A 13,227-nucleotide genomic window follows, 5' to 3' on the forward strand; every position below is an offset into this window, starting at 1 on the left:
GTCGCCTCGTCGGCGTCGGTCAGCCGCCGCCCCACGACGGCGGCGACCTCGCCCTCCCAGTCGAGGCCGGGCTCGCCGGCCGGCACCGGGGCGGGGGTCCCGCTCACCGTGAGGGTGGTGGCCCAGCGGCCGGAGACGGCCGGGTGCCGCGGCGGGGCGAAGCCGCCCTGGGTCGCGTGCGAGCGGTAGTTGAGCCCGACGCAGAGCACCCGGGCCCACGGCGGCCACCGGCGGGGCGAGCTCGGCCGCCGAGACCGGACGCAGCCCGGTGTCCGTACGGCGGGCCTGCGGCAGCCGGCGGCCGAGGTCGGCGTGGTCCGGGCCGTCGTGGACGTGCAGGTCCGCCACGGCGACGCCCGCCCCCGCGACCAGCTCGAACGGCATGGGACCGGCGCCCTCGAACGCCGGCCCCATCGAGCGGCGGCCGCCCGCCCGCCATCCGCCGCCGTGCAGGAAGACCACGCAGGGGAATGGTCCCCACGTCTCGCCCGGGATGAGCCGGCCCCTCGGCGCGTCCATCGTGAGGATTCCGAAGTGTCCCTCGGTCTCGTCGCCGCTGAGCAGCACGCTGAGCAGCACGGTGAACAGGTCGGTGAACACCATCGCCCGCTCGCCCTGCCGCGCCGGAGGAAGAACGCCTCGGGGACGCCCGGCAGGATTCCCTTCCACCGTGGGCCGCGCTCGGGATCGGCCGGATATCCGAAGCTCCTAGCGTCTCCAACTCGGCGTGGGCGGACCGGCCGACGACGCGTCAGGTGCGCGTCCGGTCGCCGGGCGTCCCGCCGTCTGAGCGGCAGGTCTTCTCACCAGGGCGTACCCGCCGCCGGCCGCGTTCGCCCAGACCCGCGCGTCTGCCCTCGGCAGACATACCGACAGGTCGCGGGGCCGCGCGGATACAACTGCGCCATGAGTGTTTCATCGAGCACTGGTTACCGGGATCGGATGAACGAGAAACTGTTCCAGCAACGGACCCTGCTGTTGACCGGAGAGGTCGACGACGAGATGGCCGAGCGGGTGTGCGCCGAGATGGTGTTGCTGGCCTCGGCGGATTCCGAACGGGACATCGTCCTGTACATCAATTCGCCGGGAGGGTCGGTGCTGGCCGGGCTGGCGATCTACGACACGATGAAGCTGGTGCCGAACGACGTCGTCACTGTCGCGCTGGGGCTCGCGGCGAGCATGGGCCAGGTGCTGCTGGCGTCCGGCACGCACGGCAAGCGGATGAGCCTCGCGCACAGCCGCATCATGATGCACCAGCCGTCGGCCGGCATCGGCGGCACGGCGATCGACATCTCCATCCAGGCCGAGAACCTCAAGTACATGAAGCGGCAGTCCGAGGAGATCCTCGCCGCCGAGACGGGACGCACGGTCGGGGAGATCGCCGCCGACAGCGACCGCGACCGATGGTTCACCCCGGAGCAGGCCCGCGACTACGGGATCATCGACGAGATCGTCGGCTCCTTCCACAGCCTCGCGCCGTTCGCCGTTCCCAACCGGATGGGGTTCTCGTCATGAGCCAGTACACGATCCCGTACGTGGTCGAGAAGACCCCGGTGGGGGAGCGGTCGTTCGACATCTTCAGCCGGCTGCTCAACGAGCGGATCATCTTCCTCGGCACCGAGATCGACGACGGCGTCGCGAACGTCGTGATGGCACAGTTGCTCCACCTGGAGGCGGAGAGCCAGGACCAGGAGATCAACCTGTACATCAACTCCCCGGGCGGCTCGTCGACCGCGATGCTCGCGATCTACGACACCATGCAGTTCATCCGCGCGAAGGTCGCGACGTACTGCATGGGCCAGGCGGCCTCCGCGGCCGCGGTGCTGTTCGCCGCCGGCGCCCCCGGACGGCGGTTCATGCTCGCCCACTCCCGCGTGCTGCTGCACCAGCCGTTCACGCAGGGGCAGGGCACCATCTCCGACCTCACTCTGCAGGCGGACGAGGTGATGCGCGTGCGCGCGCAGACCGAGGAGATCCTGAGCCGTCACACCGGAGTGGACGTCGCGCGGCTGCACGAGGACACCGTCCGGGACCGGGTCTTCAGCGCCCGGGAGGCCGTCGAGTACGGCCTGGCCGACGAACTGCTCTTCACCCGCGAGCCGTCGTAGCGCTCACGCCGCCAGCAGCTCCACCCGTGGCGTGCCGGAGGGCCTGTGCGCCGAGAGCCGGCGCGACGCCGTGATCCGCCGGACGGCACGGGTGAGCAGCTGCTCGATCGGCAGACCGAGTGCGTCACACACCGAATGCAGCATCTCCGACGACGGCTCCTTGCGGCCGCGCTCGACCTCCGACAGATACTGCTTGGACATGCCCACCGCGCGCGCCACGTCGTCGAGCGTGCGGTCCTGGTCGAGCCGCTCGTCGCGGAGGATCTCCCCGTAGACCGTGCGCAGCAACGGGTCCGCGCCGTCGGGGATCCCCGGGGCGCGCTCCTTCGCGGCCCGGCGCGTCCGGATGTCGACGACCACTGATCGGTCCGAAGCTGCCATGCCTCGGAGTCTGGCACGTCCCGGTGCGCGGCAGGCCGTCTGTTCGCGGACAGGTGAGCGGAAGCCGCTGTGCTCTGGTCCTGCCGACTTCGGAAAGCGAGCCGGCCGCAGGCCGTACGGCGAGGCCGAGCAGCCGCGGCGGCGTCAGGCGAGCCTGTGGCCGCCCAGGGAGATCTGCGTCTCGGGCATGGGAGCGAAGAAGTCGAAGTTGGGCGGCGGGCCGACCCTCCGCTCCAGCGTCTTCACCACGTGCCGGACGTCCTCGTTCGGGCCCGCGAGGTAGAGGGGCCTGCCGTCCTTGCCGAAGGCGATGGCCGACTTGTCCTCCCACGCCCCGAGGTGGTCGGCCGCCTCGGCCAAGTCCGTGGCCGGCTCGAAGCCGAGGTCGCGCGCGTAGTCGACCGCGCCGAAGACGAGGTGCCGGACCAGGTCGAGCGGCGCCTCCCGCCACCCGTGCGCATAGATCCTGAACCACTTGGGGAGGAAGCGGTGCAGCTCCACCTCGCTCATCACGTCGGGTCCGCGGGTGTGCTTGACGCCCAGGCAGTAGACGTCGACGAGGTAGGCGCAGACCGACAGCTTGTCCCACCCGTGCTTGCGGGCCACCACCACGCTGACCGTGCCCGCAGTCTCCTGGCCGTGCGGGACGTCGTCGGCCCAGCCGGTCGTGTCCGGCACGCCCAGTCCCTCGCTCCAGCCGGCGTTGATCCAGCACCCCGCGACTTCGGGCTCGCCGGTCTGCCCGCCGGTCTGCTCGGCCACCGCCCTGACGTACGGCGCGACCGCCGCCGGCGCCATGCCCAGCGCGCGGGCGATCTGCTTGGGGGAGCGGCCCTGTCCGCGGAGCTCGCGGACCTTCTCCAAGATCGAGCTGTCCATAGGGTCCGAAGCCTACCGGCTATCCCTTATGGGGCGGCGTGGCCCGATCGGCCGGTCCGAGCCCGGCGAAGCGGCAGATGTCAGGATCATGACCGACGCCATAGGGTGATCTCAGCGGCGAGGCGGCGGGGAGTGGCGGACGGTGATGGACGAGCAGCGGCTGGTGCGGGTCTCGAAGTACCTCGCCAAGCATCTGCGCCACCAGCCCGAGGCCATCGGCATCGAACTCGACGCGCACGGCTGGGTGGACGTCGACACGCTGCTGACGGCGGCGGCCTCGCACGGGTTCCCGATCTCGCGGGCGGAGCTGGAGCAGGCGGTCGCCGGCAACGACAAACGGCGATACGTGATCGACGGCGATCGGATCCGGGCCAGCCAGGGGCACTCGGTGCGCGTCGACCTCGGCCTGCCGGTGGTCGAGCCGCCTCCGCTGCTCTATCACGGCACGGTCGCCCGCAGCGTGGAGGCGATCCGCGCCGAGGGCCTGCGGCCGATGGCCCGCCATCACGTCCACCTGTCGCCGGACCGGGAGACCGCCACCCGCGTCGGCGCGCGCAGGGGGAAGCCGGTCGTGCTGGTGGTGGACGCGGCGGCGATGCGCACCGCCGGGCACGAGTTCAGGGTGAGCGCCAACGGCGTCTGGCTGGTGGACCACGTCCCGCCGGGTTTCATCCGGTGGTGAGCACCGTCATCCGTGTTCGGCGTGCGGGCCGTGGTCGGAGACCTGGGCGTCGAACCACGCGTGCAACGCCTTCACCAGAGCGGGCTCACCGGTGGTGTAGGTGATCCGGGCGCCGGCGGGCATCTCGGTGTAGCGGATGTCGATGCGGCCGTGCCCTTCCTGAAGGTCGTGCAGGCCGGGCATGTGGTCGCCGTGGATGGATGCGGGGTCGCCGAAGTCGCCCTCGCGGAATGCGGCCGCCTCCTCGGTGAGATGCTGCCGGATGAGGGTGATCTGCCCTACGTCGGAGGGGTCGTCGGCGGTGACGGTCTGCACGCCGCCGGTCGCCGTCTTGCCGAACCGGTGTGTGGTGCGGTCCAGGTCGAAGGGCATCACCGTGCGGCCCTTGGCGGCGACCTCCGCCTGACGTCCGGCCGAGGCCCGGTGCTGCCCGTGGTCCTGGCCGGGGGGTGCGCAGCCGGCCGCTGCCAGCGCCAGAGCGGCCAGGAGCAGCCCGGTGCGCCGATGCTCACGCTTCATCCATCGCCTCCGTGAGGACGCCGAGGGCGCGCAGCACCGCTGCGCGTTCGTGTTCGGGGACACGGCCGAGGACGGCGGAGAAGCGGTCCGCTCTGGCCCGGGCGAGCTGCGCGGCCGCGTTGGCGCCGTCGGGCGTGAGCCGGACCAGGACGCCGCGGCCGTCGTCGGGGGTCGGGGTGCGTTCGGCCCAGCCACGCTTGATGAGCTGGGTGACCAGGCGGCTGGTGGTGCTCTTCTCCAGGCGGAGCCGATGGGCGAGGTCGTTCTGCCGGAGGGCGCCGTCCCTGGCCAGTTCGCCCAGGGCATGCGCCTCCGAGACGGGGATGGGCTGCCCGCAGGGAGTCCGGTCGGGCTGGTGCAGGCCGAAGGCGCGAACGAACCTCGCCACGGCCTCCTGCAGGCGCATCTCCTCCGACATGGTTCGACCATACAACCAAAGTCGTTGTATGGCACAACCAAGTGGCGCGATATTCGGGTGGCGAAAGGCCTACGGACGCCCTATATCGTGCGTGCGTGGAAGATCTGATCATTGCCCGGCGCCTTCGCGTTCCCGTCGACAACCCGGGGGACGAGACGTCCGACTGGGGCGGGGTGGCCGCCCGGCAGCTCGACGCGGCGCTGCTCAGTGTCGGGTTCACGTGCTCGCCGGCGCTGCTCGACCGCCTGGCCCGGCTGCCCGGCGAGCAGGTGATCGACCTTGGGGTGCGCGTCCTGGCCGCGGTCCGCCGTCTGGTCGGCGATCACGTCGAACACAACGCCTACTTCGTCGACTTCCCGGACAACGTCCCGGACACCCTGGAGTTCTGGGCGGGGCTGCTGCGCGAGGCGATGCTCGATCCGGTCGCCGCCGCCCGGCTCCAGCCGGGCGTCCTCAACCTGCTGGGCCTGCCGCGATACGGGAGCTACCAGCACACGTACGCCGACCTGCTGGCCGCGCACGCCGAGCTGATCCCCCTGGCCAAGGACCGGGTGACCGTGCTGGAGCTGGGCGGGAGCCTGCGCGACGAAGCGCGGGAGCTCTACCTCTCGCTGGCCGGCTCCGAGGTGCCGCTCGCGGCCGAGGACCTCGCGGCTCTGCGCGCGCTGGCCGCCTTCTGCGCCGGCTCCGGCCCCGATTCTGGCCCCGACTCCGGCCCCGACTCATGGGCCGGCCTCGGGGCCGACGACCAGCCCGAGCACATCCCCGTACGCGAGAACCGGGCGGTGATCAACGAGGCACGGCTGGCCGCCGGGCGGCCGCTGCTCGTCGACACCGTGACGGACGTCCTCCGGCTGGCCGCGGCCTGCTCCGGCGGCGACGTCGCCCTGTCCACCCCCACACGGCTGCGCTCCTTCCGCCGCTCCGAACGTCGCATCCTGCTGGCCGCCCTGGACACCGTCCCGGCCGCCAAGCAGGGGGACGTGCTCCGCCACCGGGAGCAGTGGAAGCGGCTCGGCGAGCGGCTGCACCCCCACGAGTATCCGCAGTTCCCCCGGGCGGCCCAGGTCTTCGACGTGGCCAGGGGGGTGCGCAAGGCGGTGAGCCCCGGCAGCCGGGTCGAGGCCGCGCTGACCGCGGGTCGTACGGAGGAAGCCGTCTCACTGCTGGAGCACACGCCCGGCGCACTGCTGCGCCGCCTCGACCACCTGCTGCGCACGGGCGGCGGCTCCGCCGTACTCGAGGCCGCGGAGAGGTCGGCCGCCCGCGCCTCCGGCCGCGTGCTGCTCTCCCTCCGGGAACACCTGCAGAACCGGCTCGCCCCCGCGGACCGGGTCTTCACCAACCGGCACGGCAGAGCGTGGACGACGCCCGACACGCGCCCTCCGCTCGACGAGGAGGCACTGCGCCGGACGCTCGCCATCCTCGACGAGGAGATCGGCCGCCGCCTGCCCGACCCCGGTCAGCTGATCGTCGACCCCGCCGTACTCGACGTGGCGCTGCCCCTGTCGGGCAAGGCCGTCGCGCCCGGGCTCGGGATGCTGCCGCGCGGTTCGCTGTCGGCCGTGGACGGTGAGCTGCTCCGGTTCTTCGTGCACTGGCGGCAGCGTCAGAGGCGCACCGACTACGACCTGTCCGCGCTCATGCTCGGCGCCGCCTACGACGACCCGGTGCACATCTCGTGGACGTCCTACGCCAACGGCTTCGCGGCCTATTCGGGCGACCTCACCGAGGCGCCCGACGGCGCCTCGGAGTTCATCGACGTGCGTCTCGCCGGGGCGACCAAGCCGATCATCATCCCGCAGGTCCACATCTACGCGGGGGAGCCGTTCGACGAGGCCGCCGAGGCGTTCTTCGGCTACATGACCAGGGACGCCGAGCAGGAGGGCAGGCCGTTCGAGCCGCGTACGGTCCGGATGAAGTCGGACCTGCGCGGGTCCGGTCGCGTCGCGCTCCCGCTCGTCTTCCTGCGGGGGGAGGACGGCGTGTGGCGGGTGAAGTGGTTGCACCTCTACCTGTCCGGCAGTCCGGGGTTCAACCAGGTGGAGGGCAACCGGGTGACCACGTCGCTGCTCGTGCGCTCGATCATGGAGCGGGACTACCTCAAGGTCGGTTACCTGGCCGCCCTGCTCCGGGCCAGATCCGCTGTGTCCCCTGTGTCCCCTGTGTCTTCCGGGTCCTCCGTGTCCTCCGGGAGCGGGCAGGTCACGTACATCGGGATCGAGGCGCCCGCCGATCTTCCCGAGGGGGCGCGGGTCTATACGCCCGCGACCCTGCACGAGCTGATCCCCGCCTGATATCTTGATGATCGCAAGGCCATGGAAGGGCTTCCTTCTCACCTTTCTTGGATCCGGTCTGCCCGTGAGGGCGCCGGGCTGGTTCTAGCTCTTCCGCTTTCCTTGCGCTCCGGCGGGTGAGGCCATTCGGGAGCTTCCTTCTCGCCTGGTTCGATTCCAGGTGGGCCCCTGGGCCTGCTGGTGACATCTAGCTTCCAAGCTCTCCTCACCCGCCCGGCAGTAGCAGTCGGCGTCTCCGGGCGTGATGGAGAGTAACGAAAGAATCACAGAACGTTATAGTGACCTCATCGTCCGTTTCGGCGTGGATACGGTCACGCCGTGGCACTAGCCGAACACGAAGCGCTCGTTCGCCTGTTCTGCGAACGACCCGACCTCGCCGCCGACCTGCTTACCCGGTCCCTGCGGGTCCAGCTGCCCGACTACGACTACGCGGGCCTCGAATCGGCCGATCTCACCCAGGTCACACCTACTGAACGTCGCGCCGACTCGGTCATCGTGTTCCGTCGTAAACGGCCGGAGGCCGATCCTCAGCCCGTTCTCGCCGTGATCGTGGAAGTCCAGCGTGGCCCGGACCCCGGCAAGATCTGGTCCTGGCCGATGTACCTCGTCAGCCTGCGCACCCGCCTCGAATGCCCGGTCATTCTGCTGGTTGTGTGCCCCGAAGCGTCGGTCGCCCGCTGGTGCGCCCGTCCGATCGAACTGGGCCACCCCGGGCTGGTGTTGAAACCGCTGGTCGCCGGCCCGAACGAGGTGCCCGTCATCACCGACCCCGGCCAAGCGGCCGAGGACATCGAACTCGCGGTGCTCTCGGCGATTCACCACGCCGCCACGCCGGAGGGCCCCGACATCCTCAACGCCCTGTTCGCCGCGCTGCACAATCTCGACCGTGACCTGGGGGGTATGTACGCTGACATGGTTCGTGCGGCGCTGCCTCGAGAGGTCTGGGATCACTTGGAGGAGCACTTGAAGACCGAAACCTATGAGTACCTCAGCGACTGGGCTCGCGAGAACATCGCCAGGGGCAAGGCGGAAGGCAAGGCGGAGGGCAAGGCCGAAGGACAGGCCGAGGCGATCCTGACGGTCCTGTCGGCCCGAGGCATCGAGGTGTCCGAGGACGTTTCCGAGAAGATCCGGAAATGTCACGACCTCGATCGGCTGGCCGCATGGCTCCGAGCAGCCGCCACGGTCGGCTCCTCTGACGCGCTGCTCGACGACATCTCCTGACGGCGTACGGCGGTGACGTGCCCCCCGCTCTTACGGGCACCCGGGGACATGGCAGGGCGATGAAAGGACTCCGGGAAGGACTGACGACCGGCGTCAGCGGGGGACGATGGGCAGCGTGATGTAGGAGTCGGGGTAGACCTTCTGGTGCTGGACGACCAGGTCGGCCTCGGTCGTGTCGACACGGCCGGTGCCGGGGTTGCGGTCGAAGCGCGGGAAGTTGGAGCTGGAGACCTCCACCCGGATCCGGTGGCCGGCCTTGAAGACCTGGCTGGTGGCGACCAGGTCGATGGTGAAGGTCCCGGACGACGCGGCGACGCGGACGATCCCGTCGATCACGCTCATCGCGCGGCCGTCGGGATACACGTCCACGAGCTTGGCCGTCCAGTCGGTCGAGGCAGCGGAGGTCTCCGCGTGCAGGGTCACCGTCACCGGGCCGGTGACCTCGACGTCGGAGGCGAGCACCTCGGTCGAGTAGCAGAGCACGTCGGGGCGCCGCTCCACGTCGCGCTGGTCCTGGGGGCCGACGTTGGTGGGGTCGGGCAGCAGGGTCGGGCCGCCGACCGTGGGCACCGGATCGCGCGGGTCGAAGGTGAAGGTCGCCGGCTCGTGCGTCGTGGGTGGCTCAGGCGACAGCAGGCCGTCGGCATGGAAGTGGTAGGGCGTCTCGACGGCCCGCGAGAGCGGCCAGGCCTCTTCGTCCCGCCAGACGTCGTCGCCCATCACGAAGATCTTCACGGCGGGGCCCGTGTCCTCGCCCTTCAGGAACGCGAGCTCCCGCTGCTCCAACTGGATCGCCTGGGCGGAGGCGCCGCCGCCGAAGAACAGCCGGCCGGTGCCCGCGGCGCCCGGCGCGAGGTGCGACCAGGGGCCGATGACGAGAGGGCCGCCCAGGCGGCGGTGGTTCTCCAGCGTCCCGCCGAGGAACAGGTCGAACCAGCCCGCCACGTGCATGACGGGCACCTCGACGCGGTCGTGCCGCAGGGTCTCGGCCGGGTCCTCCCAGTAGGCGTCGCGCTCCACGTGCGAGGTCCAGTCGCGCCACCAGGGGATGCCCGGGATGTCGCCCACCGGCAGGGTGCGCGCCGCGGTGTCCTGGTCGCCCAGTACGGGAAGCACCTCGGCGAGTCCCGCGCCGGCGTCCTCGCCCGCCTCGGCGGCGTGCAGCAGGCCGAGCATCGTCTGGAACGCGCCCCAGTTGAGGGCCGAGCCCAGCGCGAAGGCCCCGCCGTGATACTTGAGGCCGTCGTGGAAGTCGTGCGGCGTCATCGAGGCGACCACGGCCTTGAGGCCCGGCGGGCGTGTCGCCGCCGCCTGCAGCGCGCATCCGGCGAGGTAGGACATGCCGCTCATCACGACCTCGCCGTTCGACCAGGGCTGCGCGGTGATCCAGGCGATCGTGTCGTGGCCGTCGGGGCCCTCGTCCACCCACGGCCGGAACTCGCCGTCGCTGCTCCCGCGCCCCCGGCAGTGCTGCAGCACCACCGCGAACCCGGCCCGCAGCGCGGGCGTCACCGGCGCGGTCCGCAGCGAGTCCTCGCCGTACGGCGTGCGCACGAGCAGAGTGGGGAACGGACCGCCCTCCGCAGGGCGGTGGACGGTGCCGCGCAGGACGGTGCCGTCCCGCATCGGCATGGGGGTGTCGTGCTCGACGGTGACCGGGAGCGGCGGGCGGTCGAGCTTCGGCATGAGGGCTCCCCGGAATCAGGTCGGGTCAGGTCAGGTCAGGGCGTAGGCCTCGTAGCGTACGGCGGCGGCCGCACGGGCCGCCGAGGCCACGGCGAGGGTGCGGTTGAGCCAGACGTATCGATCGTCACCGGTCTCGAAGCGGCAGAACAGCCGGAAGTAGTACTCCGCCGGGTCCACGTCCTCGCCCCGCGCGAGACGGCCGAGCACCTCCGGGGTGCCGTGCCGGACTCCGCTGGTGGTGATGTAGACGTACGCGCCGTCGTGGGTGCGCAGCGTGTAGCGGGTGTCGATGCTGATCATGCCGTCGGCGTGCACGACCTGCCAGTCGGCCCCGCCGGGCAGCACCTCGCCCGACAGGCGGGGACCCTCGAAGGTTCCGCCCACGATGTTGATCACACGGCGGTGCCCCCACTGCGAGTCGCCGAGGTCGAGCACGGGGTCGAGCTCCACGTGGAACGTGGCAAGGGGTTCCAGGTTCACGAGACGGCACTCCGATCGACGCTCCACGAGGGGCGTTCGCTGAGCGAGGCGGGGTCGAATCCGGCCGTGCGCTTGTAGGACGCGGCGATCTCCGCCCGTTCGGCGAGGGGCACGACCTGCTCGATGTCGTCGAACCCGCCGGGCGCGCGCTCGTGCGCGAGCTTCATGACGACCTCCGGGCCCATCTCCCGGTTGGACAGCTGCAACGCCGTCGTGGCCGGGCGGCGCATCTCCTCGTAGGCCGCGAGGTCGCCGCGCGCGAGGGCGTACGCCAGCACCCGGGCGTCGATGATCGCCTGGGAGGCGCCGTTGGAGCCGATCGGATACATCGCGTGCGCCGCGTCGCCGAGCAGCGTGACGCCGTCGAAGTTCCAGCGGGGCAGGGGATCGCGGTCCACCATCGGGTACTCGTACGCGGTCTCGGCCCCGGCGATGATCCCCGGCACGTCGAGCCAGTCGAAGCGCCAGTCGGCGAAGTGCCTGCCGATCTCGGCGAGGTCGGCCGGGCGGTTCCAGTTCCCCCGGTCCGGGGCCTCGCCGTCCAGCGGGCGCTCGGCGATCCAGTTGATCAGCGTGCGCTCGCCGGTCTCGATCGGGTAGGCGACGAACTTCTGCGTGCCGTCCCCGGCCATGATCATGGATCGGCCGGTCAGGAACGGCTCGCCGTAGGTGACGCCCCGCCACAGGACCAGGCCGTTCCACGGCGGCGGGCCCTCGCCGGGGTACAGGTGGGCGCGGACTGCCGAGTGGATCCCGTCCGCGCCGATCAGCAGGTCCTCGTCGCCGGGGGCGGTGATCCGGCTGCCGGTCCGTACGGCGTCCGGGCCCAGCCGCTCGACCACCGCCTCCAGCAGAAGCATCTGCAGCGTCCCCCGGTGAACGGAGTACTGCGGCCAGGCGTAGCCCGCGGCCAGGCCACGAGGCTCGGACCAGATCGGCGTGCCGTACCGGTTGAAGTAGGCCAGTTCGGCCGTGGCCACGCCGATCTCGGCCAGCCGGTCGGCCAGTCCCAGCTCGGTGAGCTCGCGCACGGCGTGGGGGAGGAGGTTGATCCCGACGCCCAGCGGCCGGAGCTCGGGGGCGGCCTCGTGCACGGTCACGTCCTCGAACCCGGCCGCGTGCAGGCTCAGCGCGGCGGTCAGCCCGCCGATGCCCGCTCCGGCGATGACGATGTGCACGGGTGCCTCCGGGAGTGCGACAAGTTGTTACGGCCGTAACAATATTCACGGCCCCGGGTCCGGCTGCGCAAGACTTGGCGGGTGAACAGCGAGCCCGACACCCGGCCCGGCCTCGGCATGGACGTGCCGCCGGACCTGCGGTACGCCGAGTACGCGCGCGAGCGCCTGGCGGCCATGTCGCCTCCGGCCGACGCCGAGGCGTTCGCGCTGGCCTACCACCTGCTCCAGCTCGCCTACCTGCTGGTCACCGACCTGGAGACCCGGATCCACCGCCCGCGCGGCCTGACGCTGCCCGGGTTCCGGCTGATGTTCAAGCTCTGGCTGCTCGGCCCGACCCAGCCCGTACGGCTCGCCGAGATCTCGGCCATGTCGCGGTCCGCCGTGACCAACGCCGTCAACACCCTGGAACGCGGCGGGCTGGTCGAACGCCGGCCGGTGCCGGAGGACGGCCGCGCGGTGGTGGTCGCGCTCACCGCGGAGGGCGAGGCCGCCGTGCGTGAGGCCTTCGCCGAGCAGAGTCGCAGGGAGCGGGAGTGGTTCGCCAGCCTCGGTCCCGCCGAGCGCGAGCAGATGACGGCCCTGTTGTCGCGCATCCTCCGGGCCCGTCCGGCGGACCTGTGATCGTCAGTCGCCGCGCCGCCGGCTCGCGGCGTCGGTGAGCAGCCCGAGCCCGACGCCCAGCATCCACACGTCCTTGCTGACGCCGATGCCGGCCTGGCTCGGCCAGATGCTGCCGGGCTTGCGCAGGGCGGGCGTGCGCAGGTAGAGCGCGAGCAGCCCGCCGGAGAACCCGGTGAGCGCGGCCCCGGCGACCGCCGCCGGCACGACCGGCGCGAGGAGCGCCACGCCCGTCGCGATCTCGGCCGCGGACAGCAGCTTGAGGAACCGGCGGGGCGGAACGGACTTCAGGAACGGGAAGGCCGCGGCGGCCATGCCGTGGAGTCCGGCGGCCTGCTCCTCGTCGCCGTTCCACTTCTCCACGCCGGAGTGCAGGATGTACGCGCCCGTGGCGACCCGGCCCGGCACCTCTCGTGCCCTCATGAGCTTCATCGGCGACTCCCGTCCGTTTCGGTCCATACCGTCCGGCCTGCGACGATACCCGCCCGCCTGACGGCGGCCGGGCGGGGGCCGTCGGAAAGGGCGCCGTCAGAAAGGGCGCCGTCACAGGAAGCACAGGCGGTTGAGCGAGACGGACCGCGCCGGAGGCGAGCTCAGCGGCTCGCCGTCGAGGCTCACCTGCCCGGTGCCGGGGTCGACACGCACCTCGCCGGTGCGGGCGTTGCGCACCATCGCGGCGGGGCCGATGCCCCGGGTGCCGCGTACGCCGACGCGGGCGCGGCGGGTGGGCAGGCCGTCGCCGGGCCGGTGCGCCGAC

At 71.6% G+C, this 13,227-nt stretch carries 15 protein-coding genes and 1 pseudogene; 6 read left to right on the plus strand and 10 right to left on the minus strand.

Going from position 1 to position 13,227, the window contains the following annotated elements; all coding sequences use genetic code 11:
• On the minus strand, positions 1-209 hold a 209-nt coding region (locus tag AB0J39_RS32775), incomplete at its 3' end, for a fumarylacetoacetate hydrolase family protein (RefSeq protein WP_363471865.1).
• A 733-nt stretch (positions 210-942) separates the two neighbouring features.
• Between AB0J39_RS32775 and AB0J39_RS32780 the strand changes: the two genes are divergently transcribed.
• Complete coding sequence (locus AB0J39_RS32780) at positions 943-1,515, plus strand: ATP-dependent Clp protease proteolytic subunit (protein ID WP_363471866.1); 573 nt, start codon at positions 943-945, stop codon at positions 1,513-1,515.
• A complete protein-coding gene (locus AB0J39_RS32785) occupies positions 1,512-2,108 on the plus strand; it encodes an ATP-dependent Clp protease proteolytic subunit (protein WP_363471868.1) in 597 nt (198 codons plus the stop codon). Before AB0J39_RS32780 ends, AB0J39_RS32785 begins: the two co-directional genes overlap by 4 nt.
• Before the next feature lie 3 nt (positions 2,109-2,111).
• On the opposite strand, the gene AB0J39_RS32790 is transcribed toward AB0J39_RS32785, so the two are convergent.
• Positions 2,112-2,489, minus strand: coding sequence for a helix-turn-helix transcriptional regulator (locus AB0J39_RS32790; protein WP_363471870.1), 378 nt, complete (start codon positions 2,487-2,489; stop codon positions 2,112-2,114).
• A 144-nt stretch (positions 2,490-2,633) separates the two neighbouring features.
• Positions 2,634-3,368, minus strand: a complete 735-nt coding sequence (locus AB0J39_RS32795) for a helix-turn-helix domain-containing protein (RefSeq protein ID WP_363471872.1) — start codon at positions 3,366-3,368, stop codon at positions 2,634-2,636.
• 145 nt (positions 3,369-3,513) lie between these two features.
• Here AB0J39_RS32795 and AB0J39_RS32800 point away from each other — a divergent pair, with 145 nt between their 5' ends.
• Positions 3,514-4,050 carry an RNA 2'-phosphotransferase gene (locus AB0J39_RS32800; protein WP_363471873.1) on the plus strand — a complete coding sequence of 179 codons (537 nt, stop codon included), beginning with the start codon at positions 3,514-3,516 and terminating at the stop codon, positions 4,048-4,050.
• Between the two features lie 6 nt (positions 4,051-4,056).
• On the opposite strand, the gene AB0J39_RS32805 is transcribed toward AB0J39_RS32800, so the two are convergent.
• Positions 4,057-4,569 (minus strand): hypothetical protein, encoded by a 513-nt coding sequence (locus AB0J39_RS32805; protein ID WP_363471875.1) that lies wholly within the window; start codon positions 4,567-4,569, stop codon positions 4,057-4,059.
• The gene (locus AB0J39_RS32810; RefSeq protein WP_363471877.1) at positions 4,559-4,987 is read right to left on the minus strand and encodes a MarR family winged helix-turn-helix transcriptional regulator; all 429 of its coding nucleotides are present in this window, start codon (positions 4,985-4,987) and stop codon (positions 4,559-4,561) included. The genes AB0J39_RS32805 and AB0J39_RS32810 overlap by 11 nt, the downstream gene beginning before the upstream one ends.
• 95 nt (positions 4,988-5,082) lie before the next feature.
• On the opposite strand from AB0J39_RS32810, the gene AB0J39_RS32815 reads away from it, so the two are divergent.
• Complete coding sequence (locus AB0J39_RS32815) at positions 5,083-7,284, plus strand: hypothetical protein (protein WP_363471878.1); 2,202 nt, start codon at positions 5,083-5,085, stop codon at positions 7,282-7,284.
• Between the two features lie 318 nt (positions 7,285-7,602).
• The gene (locus tag AB0J39_RS32820; RefSeq protein WP_363471880.1) at positions 7,603-8,508 is read left to right on the plus strand and encodes a hypothetical protein; all 906 of its coding nucleotides are present in this window, start codon (positions 7,603-7,605) and stop codon (positions 8,506-8,508) included.
• A gap of 93 nt (positions 8,509-8,601) precedes the next feature.
• Here the strand turns inward: AB0J39_RS32820 and AB0J39_RS32825 are convergent, their stop codons facing one another.
• From AB0J39_RS32825 to AB0J39_RS32835, 3 genes are read right to left on the minus strand one after another with little or no spacing between them, the layout of a single operon-like run.
• Positions 8,602-10,194, minus strand: coding sequence for a CocE/NonD family hydrolase (locus AB0J39_RS32825; RefSeq protein ID WP_363471882.1), 1,593 nt, complete (start codon positions 10,192-10,194; stop codon positions 8,602-8,604).
• Positions 10,195-10,224: 30 nt separating this feature from the next.
• Positions 10,225-10,674 carry a DUF3237 domain-containing protein gene (locus AB0J39_RS32830; RefSeq protein WP_363471884.1) on the minus strand — a complete coding sequence of 150 codons (450 nt, stop codon included), beginning with the start codon at positions 10,672-10,674 and terminating at the stop codon, positions 10,225-10,227.
• Complete coding sequence (locus AB0J39_RS32835; protein ID WP_363471886.1) at positions 10,671-11,852, minus strand: flavin-dependent oxidoreductase; 1,182 nt, start codon at positions 11,850-11,852, stop codon at positions 10,671-10,673. Before AB0J39_RS32835 ends, AB0J39_RS32830 begins: the two co-directional genes overlap by 4 nt.
• 81 nt (positions 11,853-11,933) lie before the next feature.
• On the opposite strand from AB0J39_RS32835, the gene AB0J39_RS32840 reads away from it, so the two are divergent.
• A complete protein-coding gene (locus AB0J39_RS32840; RefSeq protein ID WP_363471888.1) occupies positions 11,934-12,473 on the plus strand; it encodes a MarR family transcriptional regulator in 540 nt (179 codons plus the stop codon).
• Between the two features lie 3 nt (positions 12,474-12,476).
• Here AB0J39_RS32840 and AB0J39_RS32845 read toward each other — a convergent pair whose 3' ends face one another.
• A complete protein-coding gene (locus tag AB0J39_RS32845; protein ID WP_363471889.1) occupies positions 12,477-12,902 on the minus strand; it encodes a hypothetical protein in 426 nt (141 codons plus the stop codon).
• A gap of 111 nt (positions 12,903-13,013) precedes the next feature.
• A pseudogene (locus AB0J39_RS32850) lies at positions 13,014-13,227 on the minus strand (urease subunit alpha); the annotation flags it as partial.

Source organism: Microbispora sp. NPDC049633 (assembly GCF_040675265.1).
GTDB lineage: Bacteria > Actinomycetota > Actinomycetes > Streptosporangiales > Streptosporangiaceae > Microbispora > Microbispora maris.